Below are 14,902 nucleotides of genomic sequence, written 5' to 3'. Positions count from 1 at the left end.
AATCTCCATTCATGTCACGGTGACAAAGTCGCCGTTCACAATTGGTTTGCCGCGCCCTATGCATGGACGAACCCCGCAAGCAGGACGATTCCCAATGGCCAGCATTGAAATGATTGTCGCCGCCCGCGCCCGCCTGCGCGGTCATGTCAGGCGCACGCCGCTTCTCTCCTCTCCCTTCCTCAACGAGATTGCCGGCCGGCGCCTGTTCGTGAAGGCGGAATGCCTGCAGCATTCCGGCTCGTTCAAGTTTCGCGGCGGCTGGTCGGCCGTCTCCGGCCTCGATCCGGCGGTGCGCGCGAAAGGCGTCATTGCCTTCTCCTCCGGCAACCATGCCCAGGGCGTTGCGCTTGCGGCCAAGCTGCACAATATCCCCTCCGTCATCATCATGCCGAGCGATGCGCCGAAGCTGAAGATCGCCAACACCCGCGCCTTCGGCGCCGAAGTGGTGCTCTACGACCGTGTCAACGAAGACCGCGACGAGATCGGTGCGAGGCTTTCGGCCGAGCGCGGCCTGACGCTGATCAAGCCCTTCGACGAACCGCTTGTTATCGCCGGTCAGGGCACGACCGGCCTCGAAATCTCCGAGCAGGCGGAAGAGGAAGGCGTGACATCCGCCGAAGTCCTCGTTCCCTGCGGCGGCGGCGGATTGACCTCCGGCATCGCGCTCGCTCTCGAAGCCAGCGCCCCCGGCCTTCGCGTCCGCCCTTGCGAGCCCAAAGATTTCGACGACACCACCCGCTCGCTCGCCTCCGGCAGGATCGAACGCAACCTGTCGATATCAGGCTCGATCTGCGATGCGATCGTCACGCCGCAGCCCGGCAACATCACCTTCCCGATCCTCAAGCGTCTCGCCGGCCCCGGCATCGTCGTCACCGACGAGCAGGCGCTGCGCGCCATGGCGCTCGCTTTCGTCAGGCTGAAGATCGTCGTCGAGCCCGGCGGCGCGGTGGCACTCGCCGCAGCCCTTTTCCATGGTGAGGCGCTGGAAAGCGACACGGTGGTCGCCGTCACCTCCGGCGGCAATGTCGATGCCGATATCTTCGCCATAGCGCTCGAACGGTTCGGCTAAACAGCAAGCTGCCCGCCTGAAGATGGAACAGAGCCGCCGCCCTGCAGGAACTGCAGATGTGATGCACCCGGCCTGCGCGGCCGGATGCATCCTGTCCTCGCTAGTCTAGCGCTGCTGAAGCGCCCTGCGGATCGCGATCTCGACCGGCGAATAGGCGCCGTCTTGCCGTTCGAGCCGAAGCGGTTCGGAAGGGGCAAGGCTGGGCTGCGCCATGAAACGCGGCTCCTTGCCGCGATGCGTCTGCGCTGCGTGGATGAGGAACGGATGGCACAGATAGACTGCGCCCGCTCGCCCGGTCGCTAAGGCCAGCGGCCGGTCTTCCCCGACATGCTCCAGCCAGAGATGCGCCATTCCCGCTTCGCCCGCGGGCGCCAGAAGGCGGGCGATATCCTTGTGCGAGCCGATGCGGATGCGGGTCGGCGCATCCTCCTGCCCGACATCCGAGAACAGGAACAGCATCAGCAGCGCCCGTCCGCGGGAGGTGATATTCACCCGCCAGGCGGAAAAGTCCTGTTTCTCGTTCGGATCGGAACGCTCGCCGGGGAAGCTTACATCGACATGCCAGCCGGCGTCGCCCGGATCATCGGGGTGAGGAAAGCGCACTGGAAAGCTGCCGAGCCCATTGCGCGGCTCCCAGCGCCCTTTGCCGACGAGCTGGTCGAAGGCTGAATGCAAGACCGGCGTGTTGGCGGCCTTTTCGAACGGCCCACCGCCATAGCCGGCAAGCCGCACGACCGGCTGCGTCCACGTGTTGGGATCATCCGCAGCGAAGAGAATATCGCGCCACATGATGACGCGCGCCTCCTCGGCCAGCTCCCGGGGAAAAGCATCGTTGATCCTGACGAAGCCATGCTCGATGAATTGTTCGATCTGCGCGGCGCTCAGCGCCGGCGGGTAAACAGTTGGTGTCATGAAATCTCTCTATCGCCAAACCTGCCGGCTCTTTCCTTGGCCGGATGCAGGTGGTTGCAGTTCGCGGCAACGCGCCAGCCGGCAAGGCTGGTCAGCGGCCGCGTCTTCTGATGCCCGAAGGCAGAGCCTCTAGAGGCTCAGGAAGAAGACTGTCGCGATATTGAGGGTGATCATCTTCATAGCGGCCCGAAGCTACAGGCTCGCGCTCGAGGGGTCAATGCGGAGATGTCAGGCCAGCACCTCGCGCAACGCACCATGCACCGACTGCAGCACCAGTTCGCCAAGGCGCGCCGCAGCCGGCTGCGGTTCGGCTTCCGCCCGGTGCAGGACCAGACCGAGCTTCGGCAAATCGGGCAAGCCGACCGTCCCCGGCGCCAGCGGCCGCACCTTCGCCGGCAGGCCGATCGGCGTGCGGATGGTGAGGCCGAGGCCCGCCGCCGTCGCTGCCCAGAGGCCGCCGAGACTGGGGCTGACGAAGGCCAGTCGCCAGGAAATGCCGGCCTCGTCAAGCGCCCGGGTCGCCGCACTGCGCAGCAGGCACGGCGCTTCCAGCGAGGCGAGCGGCATCGGCTCGCCGCTGGCAGCTTGCCAGCCTGGCTGCCCCTCGGCAGGCCCGATCCAGCGCATCGGCACCTCGCCGATCCGCTCGCAATGCGCCGTCAGCGTCCCGTCGCTCCAGGCAAGCGCCAGATCGAGCTTGCCCGATGTGACGCGTTCGAGCAGTTCGGCATTGCGGACCACCCGCGCCTCGATCCGGACCTTCGGATGGGCGCGCGCGAAGCGGCCGAGCACTTCGGGCAGCAGCGTCTCACCGAAATCCTCCTGCAGGCCGAGCCTTACCCAGCCCTCCAGCTCGACGCTGTTGACGGCCGCAGCCGCCTCGTCGTTGAGTTCCAGCAGCCGCCTGGCATAGCCAAGCATCGTCTCGCCGGCGTCGGTCAGCGCCAGCCCGCGCCCGGCCTTGCGGAAGATCGGCGTGCCCGCTTGCTCCTCCAGCTTCTTCAGCTGTGCGCTGACCGCCGAGGTCGAACGCCCGAGCCGCTCGGCCGCCTTGGCGAAATTGCCGAGCTCCATGCCGATCGCAAAGGTGCGAAGCACATCGAGATCGAAGATCGTCCGTCGCATCATATAATCCCATTTTTCAGGATCATTAATCCATAACATTCTGATTTTCAGCATTATCGTGGCGTGCAATGGTTCTGCTGTCAAGGCCGGCAAACGGCTTGAACCATGGAGATCCCGATGCCCTTCGTTCGAATTTCCCTTCGCAAAGGCAAGTCGCCGGACTATCTCGGCGCACTCGCCGACAACATCCAGCGCGCCCTGGTAGAGACCTTTGATGTGCCCGAAAACGACCGTTTCCAGGCCATCCATCAACATGACGAGAATGAGCTGATCTTCGACCGCAGCTATCTCGCCGGCCCGCGCTCCAACGATTTCGTCTATATCTCGATCACAACAGGCAGGCCTCGAACGGCCGAGATGAAGGCGGCGCTCTATCGCCGGCTCGCCGAACGCCTGGCACAATCGCCGGGCCTCCGGCCCGAGGATGTGATGATCGTCATCAGCACCAGCGCAGCTGATGACTGGTCCTTCGGCAACGGCATGGCCCAGATGACTGACCCCGACTGGCGGCTGCGGGCAGCCGGAGGCCAGCAATGAGCGCTTCGAACCCGAAGGCGATGGCTGTCAGGCGCCCTGGCGAGGCGGTCCGCTCGCCGGAGGGCGTCGCAACGGCGCCCTTCTGGGTCGAGACGTTGCTCGAAGGCGGCGCCGACGGCGAAAATACCGCCATGCGCGCCACACTTGATCCCGGCACCATCACCCGCTGGCACACGCACCCCAGAGGCCAGTTGCTCTATGTGCTTTCCGGCCATGGACTGGCGCAGAACGAGGGCGGCCCGGTCGAAGAATTGCGTGCCGGCGACGCCGTCTGGTTTGCGCCCGGCGAGCGCCACTGGCATGGCGCAGCCGATGACAACCCCTTCAGCTATATCAGCATCCAGGCGACGGAAAACGGCAGCATCGTCGAATGGTTGCATCAGGTGGAGACACGATCATGATCGCCATGCAATACAGCTTCACCCTGCCCGCTGATTACGGCATGTCGATCATCGACCGTCGCATCCGCGACAAGGGTCCGCTGCTCGACGGCTTTCCCAATCTCGGCTTTAAAGCCTATCTCAGCGCCCGCAAGGGAGAGTTCGGCAGCCGCGACAATCTCTATGCGCCCTTCTATCTCTGGCAGAAGCCGGAGGGGGCAAGCGACTTTCTCTGCGGCCCGGGCTTCGAGGCGCTCACCAGCGCCTTCGGCTGGCCGCAGGTCAGGACCTGGATCGTCTGGCAAGCAGAAATCTCGGGCGATATCGCCTCAGCCAGGTTCGCCACGCGCGAAATCCTGCCGACGGAGCCTTACGCGCCGCTCGCCGATATCCGCCGCGCCGACAGCGCGCAGACGGAAGCAGAGATTGCGACGGGCGACGCGCTCGCCTCCGTCACCGGTTTCGAGCCGACGACATGGACGCGGGTTCGCTTCAGGCTATGGCGAGAGCTTCCTGAAATTGACGCCCGGACGCCGGCCTATCGCGTCGGTCACCTGTCCCTGGCTCGAGCCTGAACTCAGACGGTTGCCCGGCGATAGAAGGCGAGCGACCCGGCAAGGGCCAGCAGCGCCCCGCCGCAGGCCCGCTCCAGCCACATGGCGCCTGAAGTTTTCAGGAAACGCACTGCCTGCGAGCCGAAGAAGGCGTAGCCGAACATGATGACGAAATCGAGCGCGGGAAAAACCAGGGCCAGCAGCGCATACTGCGTTGCCTGCGGTTGGGTCGGGTCGATGAACTGCGGCAGGAAGGCCGAGAAGAACAGGTAGCCCTTCGGGTTGGTCGCCGCGACCATGAAGCTCTTCAGTCCGATCGAGAACGGCGATGTCGCACCCGCAGGCGCCCCGGACTTCAAAGCGGCATCGATCGTGCCCTTCGAACGCAGCAGCATGATGCCGAGAAAAGCGAGATAGGCGGCACCGGCCCATTTCAGCATCGAGAACCAGAATTCCGATGCTGCCAGCAGCGCGCCGAGGCCTATGGCGACCGCGCCGATCAGCACGAAATCGGAAAGCACCGCGCCGATCATGCCGGCGATTGCCCGGCGCAGGCCGTGTCGCGAACCGTTGGTCAGTGCCAGCAGCACCGTGGGCCCCGGCGTCGCGATGCCGACGAAGGAAACGGCTGCAAAAGCCAGAAGCGTGACGATATCCATGATGCTCCTCCCAAAACCAGAGCATGATGCCGAAAAGTGTCAGCGGTTTTCGGGCGACATCATGCTCAATTTTTTGATTGAAATCGAAACTTGCACGCTACGCGGTGCTTGGCAATGCCCGCTCTCACGTCGATACATCGCCCCGCGAACGCAAAAGCCCGCCGCCTCTTTGAGGCAGCGGGCTTTCGAAAGGATGCGATCGGATCAGATGCCGCTCTGGCCGTCGGAGCCGATATAGGCAATGCGGATCATGTTGGTGGCGCCGGGCGTGCCGAGCGGCACGCCGGCCGAGATGATGATACGGTCGCCCGGCTTGCCGAAGCCTTCGTCGGCGACGATGCGGCAGGCGCGGTTGACCATGTCGTCGAGATCGGTCGCATCATGGGTGACGACGCAATGCAGGCCCCAGACGATGGCAAGCCGGCGCGCCGTCTTGATGATCGGCGACAGCGCCAGGATCGGCACCTGCGGACGCTCGCGCGAGGCGCGAAGGCCCGTCGTGCCCGACGAGGTGTAACAGACGATCGCCGACAGCTTCAGCGTCTCGGCGATCTGGCGGGCAGCAAGCGAGATCGCATCGGCGCCGGTCGCTTCCGGCTGGGCGCGCTGGGCATAGATGATGCCGGGATAATGCGGCTCACGCTCGATGGCGCTGGCAATCGACGCCATGGTCGAGACGGCTTCGACGGGATAGTCGCCCGAGGCCGATTCGGCCGAGAGCATGACGGCGTCAGCACCTTCGAAGACGGCGGTAGCAACGTCGGAGACTTCAGCGCGCGTCGGCACCGGCGCCGAGATCATCGATTCCAGCATCTGCGTAGCGACGACCACCGGCTTGCCCGAACGGCGGCAGGCGCGGATCAGCTGCTTCTGAATGCCGGGAACCGCTTCGAGCGGCATTTCGACGCCGAGATCGCCGCGGGCAACCATCAAGGCGTCGGAAAGCTCGATGATTTCCTCGATACGCTCGAGCGCCTGCGGCTTCTCGATCTTCGACATCAGGCCGACACGGCCACGGGCGATCTTGCGCACTTCGGCAAGGTCGTCGGGACGCTGGACGAAGGAGAGCGCCACCCAGTCGACATCGTCGGTGGCGAGCACGGCGTCGAGATCGGCGCGGTCCTTGTCCGTCAGCGCGCCGACGCCGAGCAGCGTGTCGGGAAGGCTGACGCCCTTGCGGTCGGAGATGCGCGTGCCCGAAATAACGGTGGTGACGATGCTCTTGCCGTCGCATTTTTCGGCGCGGAGCGCGAGCTTGCCGTCGTCGATCAGCAGGCGGTGGCCGGGCTGCACCGATTCCAGGATCTCGGGATGCGGCAGATAGACGCGGTTCTGGTCGCCGAGCGCTTCGTTGTTGTCGAGCGTGAATGTCTGGCCGGGTTTCAGGTCGACCTTGCTGTCTGTGAATTTGCCGACACGCAGTTTCGGTCCCTGCAGGTCGGCGAGAATGCCGATCGGCCGGCCGGAGCGCGCTTCGACCGAGCGGATGCGCTCGATGAGCGTACGCATCAGGTCGTGGCTCGCATGGCTCATATTGATGCGGAAGACATCCGCACCGGCCTGGTGCAGCTTCTCGATCATCGATTCCTCGGAGGAGGCGGGCCCGAGGGTGGCGAGGATTTTAATTTTGCGATTACGCTTCATCAATTCTGGCTTTCTTGCGTCCCTGGGGTGTCGGAGAGCTGAACCATCCAGCTACCCTGGCGGCCCGTATCATATTCCTTGAATCCCATCTTCTGGTAACCGCGGGCATAACAATCCTGCACACCCGTGATCTTGAACTCGTTTTCCGCTACACACATCTGCACGTCACCCGTCCATCGTCCTCCGCGGGCAGCGTCCTCTGCGTAGAGATAATAATAGCGCGACTGCAATTCTCCCTCGATCAACGTGGCGCAGGTCGTTGCCGGCACCTGCCACCAGCCCTCCGTCATCCAGCCATCCTTGGCTCGATAGCCGATCGCGACGCCGACGAGGTTTTGCGTTCCGTTGCAGACGCGAAAATCGGCGCGTGCGGCATCTGCGAGAAAAAACGGCATGATGGCTGCAAGAGCGAACAGAGCGAGACGGACCAGCGGTCCGGACCGCGTGAGGAAACTTGGCGCGGCTTGGATCAACACGGCTCCCAAATAGCTCCACGGTTATTCGTATCCGTGCCTTCTTGCGCCGCCGTCAAGCGAAAGTCAACGCAATGCTAATCGATTATATTTCCTTTCGCAAACCACCCGTCGAGGCTCCGGCCCAACCTCTGACCGCCTGCGGCGCTTGAACCTGCCGCAGACGCATGCGATCACTGCGCCCGGCTGCACAATGAGGAACGGCAATTCCTGATGGACGACTTCCAATCCTTCGAAATCCTATCCGGCAAACATGACAAAGGCATGGTGATCCTCGCAGATCACGCGATGAACCGCCTTCCCGCCCGATATGGACAGCTCGGCCTGCCCGATGCGGCCTTTGCCCGCCACATTGCCTACGACATCGGCATCGAGGAGCTGACGCGCCAGCTTTCGGCGAAGCTCGGCGTGCCCGCGGTGCTCGGCGGTTTTTCCCGCCTGCTGATCGACCCGAACCGCGGCGAAGACGATCTGACGCTGATCATGAAAATATCGGATGGCGCCGTCATATCGGGCAATCATCCGATCACGCCGCAGGAATGGGACAACCGCATCGAAACCTTCCACCGCCCCTACCACAATGCCGTCGCCGCAACGATCGACAGCGTGGCGAACGCCACCGGCCGGGCGCCGCTGGTGCTGTCGCTGCACTCCTTCACTCCGGCCTGGAAAGGTATTCCCCGCCCCTGGCACGCCGCCGTGCTTTGGGATAGCGACCGTCGCGCCGTCGGCCCGCTGCTTGACATGCTGCGTGCCGATCCCGATCTCATCGTCGGCGACAACGAACCCTATGACGGCGCGCTGAAGGGCGATACCATGTACCGCCACTGCATGATGACAGGCATTCCGCATGCGCTGCTCGAGGTGCGCCAGGACCTGATCGCCGACGAGACCGGCATATCGGCATGGGCCGAACGCCTGGCGCCGATCTTTGCGGCGATGAATGCCGATCCCGCCTTGCACACATATGACGTGCACCTGTCGCGCACCGGCCCCTATTGAATATGAAAGGAGAGCGAGATGACCGCGCTCAGCAAGGAACAGCAGACCGAATTCGAGGCCGCCGCCTTCCGCCGCCTCCTCGCCCATCTCAGGGAACGCAGCGACGTTCAGAACATCGACATGATGAACCTCGCCGGCTTCTGCCGCAACTGCCTGTCGAATTGGTATCGTGAGGCCGCCGAGGCCGAAGGTGTCGCTGTCAGCAGGGACGAATCGCGCGAGATGGTCTATGGCATGCCGTATGAAGACTGGAAGAATCTTCACCAGAACGAGGCCTCGCCTGTGCAAAAGGCTGCTTTTGACCTGAACAACCCACACAAATAGCTCGGGCAGCCGACAACAGGCTTGACCGTGACGCCGCTTCGCGGCAGTCACGTGCATCCCAAATTGATCATCGAAAAATCAGGAGAACACGATGTCTGATGCTCATGGCGTCGCCCGCGACCAGCTTCGCGCTTTCATCGAGCGCATTGAACGACTGGAAGAAGAAAAGAAGACCATCGCCGACGACATCAAGGACGTCTATGGCGAAGCCAAGGGAATGGGCTTCGACACCAAGATCCTGAAGAAGGTCGTGGCGCTGCGCAAGAAGGACGAGCAGGAGCGCATGGAAGAGGAAGCCATCCTCGACACCTACCTGCACGCGCTCGGCATGATCGAGTCGCCGCCGGAAGGCTGATCGGCCGACATTGCCGATGTCGACAAGCCGTCGGGCCTTCCGGCGGCTTTTCTTTTGCGCGCCATGGGTTGCGCAACAGCTAAAAAGAAAAACCGCCGGATCGCTCCGGCGGTTTTTGATATTCCATGATTGACTGGCTCAGTTCGTGTTGAACTTGCGCACTTCCATGAAGTTCACTGCCGTGCCGCTGAAGCGGGCGGGATCGACCGAAGCGGTCTTGATGTTGAAGCCCTCGGCATAGACCGCGGTCGGCTGGGCGCGCATCGTCTGGCTGACGAAACGCGGCGCCTTGACCTGCTTGGAGGCCATTTCGAGGCGAGCATTGGTCAGGGCCCACTGCGAGATCATCTTTTCCGTCAGCTTCGGCTCGGTACGAACGCTCGTGCGGCTGGCATCGGCTGCGGCGGCTTCCTTCTGCGTCGGGCGGCCACCCTTGGCAGGAAGGCCCTGGGCCACGGCGCTTCCGGCAGCCGGCTCATCGAAGCCGTCGCCAAAGCTTGCCGATTTGGTCATCGGCGCCAGAGCCGCGAGCTCGAGCGGCGGCTTTGCGGCAGGCGCCTTTTGCGGCATCGCGGCGTTGATCGCCTGCTCTACCGTCATCTCAGGCGCGTGCGAGGCGACCTGGTTTTCTACACCCTTGTTCTGCTGGCCCTTATTCTGCTGATCGAGCGCATCGGCAACCGCGGGAGACAGCGCGTCCTGATCGGCTTCGTCAGCCTCTGCTTCCGGATCGGCATCGGCCGCAGCAAGAAGGTTCTCGGCAACGGCGGGCCGTTCGATCGGCGTCGGAACCGGCAGTCCGTTCGCGCCCGTCAGCATGTTGGGATCGGCCGAAGCAAGTTCGGCGTCGCCGGGTGCGCGGCGCTGGCCAAGGAGCGAGGGAACCGGGATGCTGTAGGCGCTGAGATCGGCAAACTGCTGCGGCTGGGCCTGATCGGCCGGAAGCGCTGCGGCAAGAGCCTGCTGCGCGGCATTACCCGAAGACGGCGCCACCAGCGCGCTTGCCACTTCGCTGCCGGCCGGCTGGTTGCCGAAGGCCGGGCGAACCTGCGGCACCGGCGCGTTCAGATCGGCAACTTCGGTCTGCTGCGGCTCGGCAGGCGCGGGTTCGGCCTTCGGCGGCGTCGCCTTGGCGACGGCGACAGGCGCCGAATCGTCGTTCTCGTCTTCCTGCTCGTCCGCTCCGCCGCCGAAGAGTGCTTCGAACAGCGTCTTATGCTTCGGCGCCGATTCGGAGGCGCTGGCGATCTCGATCTGCGTGCCGCTGACGCGGCGCTTGTAGTCGGCCATCGCCTGCTGATAACCCGGCAGCGGTTTGCCGTCGGCCGGAATATGGATGGTGTTGCCGTTCGGGAAAAGCCGGACCAGCTCGTCGCGGCTCATGCGCGGCCAGGCGCGAACGCCGCCAACATCCATGTGCACGAAAGGCGAACCCGACTTCGGATAGAAGCCGACGCCGCCGACCTGCATCTTCATGCCGATACCGCGCAGGGTCGCCAGCTTGACGTCGGGAATGAAGAAGTCCATCGCCTTGCCGAGCATGTGCTGGCTCTTTTCGGCAACGCCGGAGTTACGCGAGCGGCCGCGCAGCATCTCGTTGGTTCCCGGCGAACGGAAACCGCAGACGACATTGATATAATCCCTCGAACCGCTCTGGCGATAGACTTCCCAGATCAGGTCGAACAGGCGCGGATCCATCTTCGTCGGCTGGTTCTTGCGCCAGTCGCGGAGGAAGCGGTTCAGCTGCTCCAGACCCTTGGGGTCGAACTTGCCGTTGCGCTTGTAGGTGATGACGGCTTTTTCGCCGGTATGGATGAAATAGAGCTTGAGGCTGCGGGTGTCGCCCGCTGCCTCAGAAGGTGTACTGACGAATACTGGTGAGGAAACCGCGAGCGCCAGAAGGGCGGCCGCTGCCGTCCTTACTGCCTTTCCGCAGATGTCGGCGCACAAAGCACGCCAGCTCAAGCGCGAAGGCTTGGAATTCCCATTCAGATTCGGCAACTCGATCCCCGTCAGACAGACAATGTCCCGTACTGTCTCAGATGACTGTCAAATGCGGTCACACGATGGCAAAAATGCCACACATGATCAACCTTTTCTTTACATAGTGAACGAGCCACTAACAAGTGGTTTATGATCAGTAACAAATCGTGGTTGCCTTAGTCTTAACAAAAAGCGCTTAAGCCGCATCTTTCTGGGGATTGTCGGGGTCTATACCGTAGTCCTTGAGCTTGCGATAAAGTGTGGACCGGCCGATGCCAAGTTTGCGCGCCACTTGACTCATCTGTCCGCGATAGAATTTGAGTGCGAATCGGATGAGCTCCTCCTCGACATCGGCAAGCCTACGCACGTCGCCGGCAGGATTGACGCTGGCGATCGCGTTTTCGGAAGCTTCGGACAGGCGGTGGTGCACTTCTCCCGCGATCGATGCCCTGAAATCCTCACCATAATTGTCGTCGGGATCGAGGCCGGTATTGTCGGCAACGAGCGCCAGGTGATCCACGACTTCGTATTCCGGAAGCTGGGCGGCGATCTGCGGGAAGTCGGCCTCGGTCAGCTCCGGCCCTTCGGCCAGAACGACCGCACGGAAGATTGCGTTTTCAAGCTGGCGGATATTGCCCGGCCAGTCATAGGCGGTCAGCAACGCCAGCGCGCCTGCGTTCACCGTCATGCGGCGACCACTCTTCTGCTCGCTGGAGAAGCGCTCGGCAAAGACGCGCACCAGATTCGGAATGTCTTCCTTGCGTTTGCGCAGCGCCGGAATGGTGATCGGGAAGACGTTGAGGCGATAGTAGAGATCCTCGCGGAAATGGCCGTTCTTGACCTCCTCGATCAGATCCTTGTTGGTCGCCGAGATCAGCCGGACATTGACCTTGTGCGCGGTGCGCGCACCGACGGTCTCGATCTCGCCCTGCTGCACGGCGCGCAACAGCTTCACCTGCACCTCGAGCGGCAGGTCGCCGATCTCGTCGAGGAAGATGGTGCCGCCGTCGGCTTCCATGAATTTGCCGATATGGCGCTCTGTCGCGCCGGTAAACGCCCCCTTCTCGTGACCGAAGAGGATGCTCTCGACAAGATTATGCGGGATCGCCCCGCAATTGACGGTGACGAACGGCTTGTTCGAGCGGTCGCCGCCGGATTGGATGGCACGTGCCACCAGCTCCTTGCCGACGCCGGATTCGCCTTCGAGCACGACGGGAATGTTGGACTGGGCCGCCCGCTGCGCAAGATCGATGACGCGGATCATCGCCGGGCTTGCCGAGACGATGTCGTCGAAACCGACCGCGCCGGAGCGCGACCGGCGTCCGGCCCGCGCCTTGACCTCGCGCTGGTCGAGCTTCATCGCGTTCGAGATAGAGGTGGCGATGCGTTCGGGCGAGACCGGCTTGACGACGAAATCGAAGGCGCCGGCGCGCATCGCCTGCACCACCGTTTCGATGCCGCCCTGCCCCGTCTGCACGATGACCGGGATCTGCGTGCCGAATTCGTGCAGCGCGTCGAGAAATTCGAGGCCGGTCATTTCCGGCATCATCAGGTCGAGCACGATGACGTTGAAAAGGCCGCTGTCGCGTTTGACCATTTCGAGGCCGATGCGGCCGTTTTCCGCCTGGTGCACGACATGGCCGTGGCGCTCGATTGCGTTCTTGAGCAGACGGCGCTGCACCGGGTCGTCCTCGACCACGAGGATTTGCCCTGCTCCCTTGAGCTCATTGTAACCGGTCATTGTCGCTCCACTTCATGCGAAACCATGAAGCGCACTCTGGCAGAAAGGCTTGAACATCCAGTTTTGAGAAATAATTGCATTTTAACGATTGCAACGGGTCGTTTTCGTGCCGAAGCGACGCCTTTCATGCGCTGAATGGCCCTTGATACGGGGCCTTCTCACGCTTATTCAAGCAGACTGTTATGAAAGTGGAGAGGAATTGCGCCCATGAAAATCAAGCTCCCGCACGCCGGCCTTCTTTTGTCGCCAGCAGCGCCGGCTGGGGCCGCCGATCCGGCGCTCGGCGATCTGCCGGTCTGGAAGCTGCAGGATCTTTATCCCTCCGCCACCTCAACCGCTTTCGTCGCCGACATGGAAAAGGCCGGCAAGGCCGCGATCGCCTTTGAAGGGAAGTGGAAGGGCAAACTCGCTGACGCCGCGACGAAGACCGGCGCTGAGGGCATCGGCGCGGCGCTGAAGGAATATGAGGCGCTTGATGATATCATCGGCCGCCTCGGCTCCTTTGCCGGCCTCACCTATTTCTCCGACACCACCAACCCGGCGAACGGCAAGCTCTACGGCGACGTGCAGGCCAAGATCACCGAATTTTCCGGCCACCTGCTGTTCTTCGCGCTCGAACTGAACCGCATCGACGACGCGGTGATCGACGCCAGCATGGCCAATGATCCGGCCGCAGGACATTACCGCCCCTGGCTCATCGACCTCAGGAAGGACAAGCCCTACCAGCTCGACGACCGGCTGGAACAGCTCTTCCTCGAGAAGTCGATGACATCGGCCGCTGCCTTCAACCGCCTCTTCGATGAAACCATGGCGGAGCTTCGCTACGACATTGATGGCGAGAAGGTGCCGCTCGAAGTGGCGCTGAATCGGCTGCAGGAAAAGGATCCGGAAGTCCGCCGCAAGGCAGCCGTGGCGCTCGCCGAAACCTTCAAGGCAAATATCCGCACCTTCACGCTGATCACCAACACGCTTGCCAAGGACAAGGAGATCGCCGACCGCTGGCGCGGCTTCGAGGACATCGCCGACAGCAGACACCTGGCAAACCGCGTCGAACGCGAGGTCGTCGATGCGCTGGCAGCCGCCGTCCGCGAAGCCTATCCCCGCCTTTCGCACCGCTATTACAAGATGAAGGCGAAATGGCTCGGCATGGAGCAGATGAATTTCTGGGACCGCAACGCGCCCCTTCCGGAAACCTCCAGCGCCATCATTTCTTGGCCCGAAGCGAAGGACACGGTGCTTTCGGCCTACGGCAATTTCGCCCCCGAGATGGCTGATATTGCCAGGCGTTTCTTCGACGAGCAATGGATCGACGCCCCGGTCCGCCCCGGCAAGGCGCCCGGCGCCTTCGCCCATCCGACGGTTCCCTCGGCCCACCCTTACGTGCTCGTCAATTACATGGGCAAGCCGCGCGACGTGATGACGCTTGCTCACGAACTTGGCCATGGCGTGCATCAGGTTCTCGCCGGCGCGCAAGGGGCGTTGATGTGCCAGACGCCGCTGACGCTGGCCGAAACCGCGTCCGTCTTCGGCGAGATGCTGACCTTCCGTGCACTTCTGGAAAAGACCAGCGATAAACGCGAGCGCAAGGCGATGCTCGCCCAGAAGGTCGAGGACATGATCAACACCGTCGTGCGCCAGATCGCCTTCTACGAATTCGAGCGCCAGCTCCACACCGCCCGCAAATCAGGTGAACTCACCGCCGACGACATCGGCGAACTCTGGCTCTCGGTCCAGTCGGAAAGCCTCGGGCCGGCGATCAACATTTCGGAAGGTTACGAGACTTATTGGGCCTATATCCCCCACTTCATCCACTCGCCCTTCTATGTCTACGCCTATGCCTTCGGCGATTGCCTGGTGAATTCGCTCTATGCCGTCTACCAGAAGGCCGAGCAGGACTTCCAGGAGAAGTATTTCGAACTGCTGAGGGCCGGCGGCACCAAACACCACTCGGAACTCTTGAAACCTTTCGGCCTCGACGCCACCGATCCGTCGTTCTGGAGCCAGGGCCTGTCGATGATCGAAGGGCTGATCGACGAATTGGAGGCTTTGGATAGGGGCTAAGGCTCGGCCAAGACCAGAAAAAGCGAGTGCCGTGATAGGCTCAACCGCATTCTGCAACGTCCGCGAGGATCCATGACGGCACC

At 62.8% G+C, this 14,902-nt stretch carries 15 protein-coding genes; 8 read left to right on the top strand and 7 right to left on the bottom strand.

Translation table 11 applies throughout. The features are described 5' to 3' along the window. Positions 1-94 precede the first annotated feature (94 nt). Positions 95-1,069 (top strand): threonine/serine dehydratase, encoded by a 975-nt coding sequence (locus CO667_RS10460; RefSeq protein ID WP_097618307.1) that lies wholly within the window; start codon positions 95-97, stop codon positions 1,067-1,069. A gap of 105 nt (positions 1,070-1,174) precedes the next feature. Here the strand turns inward: CO667_RS10460 and CO667_RS10455 are convergent, their stop codons facing one another. Both CO667_RS10455 and CO667_RS10450 read right to left on the bottom strand, forming a co-directional pair. Then, on the bottom strand, positions 1,175-1,981 hold the full coding sequence (locus tag CO667_RS10455; RefSeq protein ID WP_097618306.1) for a phytanoyl-CoA dioxygenase family protein: 807 nt from the start codon (positions 1,979-1,981) through the stop codon (positions 1,175-1,177). A gap of 228 nt (positions 1,982-2,209) precedes the next feature. Beyond that, positions 2,210-3,106 (bottom strand): LysR substrate-binding domain-containing protein, encoded by an 897-nt coding sequence (locus CO667_RS10450; RefSeq protein ID WP_097618343.1) that lies wholly within the window; start codon positions 3,104-3,106, stop codon positions 2,210-2,212. A gap of 117 nt (positions 3,107-3,223) precedes the next feature. On the opposite strand from CO667_RS10450, the gene CO667_RS10445 reads away from it, so the two are divergent. From CO667_RS10445 to CO667_RS10435, 3 genes are read left to right on the top strand one after another with little or no spacing between them, the layout of a single operon-like run. Continuing rightward, entirely contained in the window at positions 3,224-3,643 is a 420-nt protein-coding gene (locus tag CO667_RS10445) for a tautomerase family protein (protein ID WP_097618342.1), read from the top strand. Continuing rightward, positions 3,640-4,044, top strand: a complete 405-nt coding sequence (locus tag CO667_RS10440; RefSeq protein ID WP_097618305.1) for a cupin domain-containing protein — start codon at positions 3,640-3,642, stop codon at positions 4,042-4,044. Before CO667_RS10445 ends, CO667_RS10440 begins: the two co-directional genes overlap by 4 nt. Beyond that, on the top strand, positions 4,041-4,598 hold the full coding sequence (locus tag CO667_RS10435) for a DUF4865 family protein (protein WP_097618304.1): 558 nt from the start codon (positions 4,041-4,043) through the stop codon (positions 4,596-4,598). The genes CO667_RS10440 and CO667_RS10435 overlap by 4 nt, the downstream gene beginning before the upstream one ends. A 2-nt stretch (positions 4,599-4,600) precedes the next feature. Here the strand turns inward: CO667_RS10435 and CO667_RS10430 are convergent, their stop codons facing one another. The 3 genes from CO667_RS10430 to CO667_RS10420 all read right to left on the bottom strand — a co-directional run bounded on the left by CO667_RS10430 (position 4,601) and on the right by CO667_RS10420 (position 7,365). After that, positions 4,601-5,236, bottom strand: a complete 636-nt coding sequence (locus CO667_RS10430) for a LysE family translocator (protein WP_097618303.1) — start codon at positions 5,234-5,236, stop codon at positions 4,601-4,603. Positions 5,237-5,440: 204 nt separating this feature from the next. Further along, the gene (gene pyk / locus CO667_RS10425; RefSeq protein WP_097618302.1) at positions 5,441-6,880 is read right to left on the bottom strand and encodes a pyruvate kinase; all 1,440 of its coding nucleotides are present in this window, start codon (positions 6,878-6,880) and stop codon (positions 5,441-5,443) included. After that, positions 6,880-7,365 carry a DUF1036 domain-containing protein gene (locus tag CO667_RS10420; protein WP_097618301.1) on the bottom strand — a complete coding sequence of 162 codons (486 nt, stop codon included), beginning with the start codon at positions 7,363-7,365 and terminating at the stop codon, positions 6,880-6,882. Before CO667_RS10420 ends, pyk begins: the two co-directional genes overlap by 1 nt. Positions 7,366-7,566: 201 nt before the next feature. Between CO667_RS10420 and CO667_RS10415 the strand changes: the two genes are divergently transcribed. The 3 genes from CO667_RS10415 to CO667_RS10405 all read left to right on the top strand — a co-directional run bounded on the left by CO667_RS10415 (position 7,567) and on the right by CO667_RS10405 (position 9,034). After that, entirely contained in the window at positions 7,567-8,355 is a 789-nt protein-coding gene (locus CO667_RS10415) for an N-formylglutamate amidohydrolase (RefSeq protein ID WP_097618300.1), read from the top strand. A gap of 18 nt (positions 8,356-8,373) precedes the next feature. Further along, on the top strand, positions 8,374-8,679 hold the full coding sequence (locus tag CO667_RS10410; RefSeq protein ID WP_097618299.1) for a DUF1244 domain-containing protein: 306 nt from the start codon (positions 8,374-8,376) through the stop codon (positions 8,677-8,679). A gap of 91 nt (positions 8,680-8,770) precedes the next feature. After that, on the top strand, positions 8,771-9,034 hold the full coding sequence (locus tag CO667_RS10405) for a DUF2312 domain-containing protein (protein WP_003585771.1): 264 nt from the start codon (positions 8,771-8,773) through the stop codon (positions 9,032-9,034). 138 nt (positions 9,035-9,172) lie between these two features. Here the strand turns inward: CO667_RS10405 and CO667_RS10400 are convergent, their stop codons facing one another. After that, positions 9,173-11,035: a DUF882 domain-containing protein gene (locus CO667_RS10400; protein WP_097618298.1), complete on the bottom strand. Its 1,863-nt coding sequence runs from the start codon at positions 11,033-11,035 to the stop codon at positions 9,173-9,175. 178 nt (positions 11,036-11,213) lie between these two features. Continuing rightward, positions 11,214-12,758: a sigma-54 dependent transcriptional regulator gene (locus CO667_RS10395; RefSeq protein WP_097618297.1), complete on the bottom strand. Its 1,545-nt coding sequence runs from the start codon at positions 12,756-12,758 to the stop codon at positions 11,214-11,216. 207 nt (positions 12,759-12,965) lie between these two features. Here CO667_RS10395 and CO667_RS10390 point away from each other — a divergent pair, with 207 nt between their 5' ends. Continuing rightward, positions 12,966-14,819 carry a M3 family oligoendopeptidase gene (locus CO667_RS10390; RefSeq protein ID WP_097618296.1) on the top strand — a complete coding sequence of 618 codons (1,854 nt, stop codon included), beginning with the start codon at positions 12,966-12,968 and terminating at the stop codon, positions 14,817-14,819. The last annotated feature ends 83 nt before the right edge of the window (positions 14,820-14,902 follow it).

This window comes from Rhizobium sp. L43 (genome assembly GCF_002531725.1).
Lineage (GTDB): Bacteria > Pseudomonadota > Alphaproteobacteria > Rhizobiales > Rhizobiaceae > Rhizobium.
This window is presented reverse-complemented; position numbering and strand designations above follow the sequence as displayed.

Coding starts and splice junctions, on each gene's coding strand:
- CO667_RS10415 (WP_097618300.1), top strand. CDS start 7,567: ATGGACGACTTCCAATCCTTCGAAATCCTATCCGGCAAACATGACAAA.
- CO667_RS10390 (WP_097618296.1), top strand. CDS start 12,966: ATGAAAATCAAGCTCCCGCACGCCGGCCTTCTTTTGTCGCCAGCAGCG.
- CO667_RS10450 (WP_097618343.1), bottom strand. CDS start 3,106: ATGCGACGGACGATCTTCGATCTCGATGTGCTTCGCACCTTTGCGATC.
- CO667_RS10430 (WP_097618303.1), bottom strand. CDS start 5,236: ATGGATATCGTCACGCTTCTGGCTTTTGCAGCCGTTTCCTTCGTCGGC.
- CO667_RS10410 (WP_097618299.1), top strand. CDS start 8,374: ATGACCGCGCTCAGCAAGGAACAGCAGACCGAATTCGAGGCCGCCGCC.
- CO667_RS10405 (WP_003585771.1), top strand. CDS start 8,771: ATGTCTGATGCTCATGGCGTCGCCCGCGACCAGCTTCGCGCTTTCATC.
- CO667_RS10395 (WP_097618297.1), bottom strand. CDS start 12,758: ATGACCGGTTACAATGAGCTCAAGGGAGCAGGGCAAATCCTCGTGGTC.
- CO667_RS10435 (WP_097618304.1), top strand. CDS start 4,041: ATGATCGCCATGCAATACAGCTTCACCCTGCCCGCTGATTACGGCATG.
- pyk (WP_097618302.1), bottom strand. CDS start 6,880: ATGAAGCGTAATCGCAAAATTAAAATCCTCGCCACCCTCGGGCCCGCC.
- CO667_RS10455 (WP_097618306.1), bottom strand. CDS start 1,981: ATGACACCAACTGTTTACCCGCCGGCGCTGAGCGCCGCGCAGATCGAA.
- CO667_RS10440 (WP_097618305.1), top strand. CDS start 3,640: ATGAGCGCTTCGAACCCGAAGGCGATGGCTGTCAGGCGCCCTGGCGAG.
- CO667_RS10460 (WP_097618307.1), top strand. CDS start 95: ATGGCCAGCATTGAAATGATTGTCGCCGCCCGCGCCCGCCTGCGCGGT.
- CO667_RS10445 (WP_097618342.1), top strand. CDS start 3,224: ATGCCCTTCGTTCGAATTTCCCTTCGCAAAGGCAAGTCGCCGGACTAT.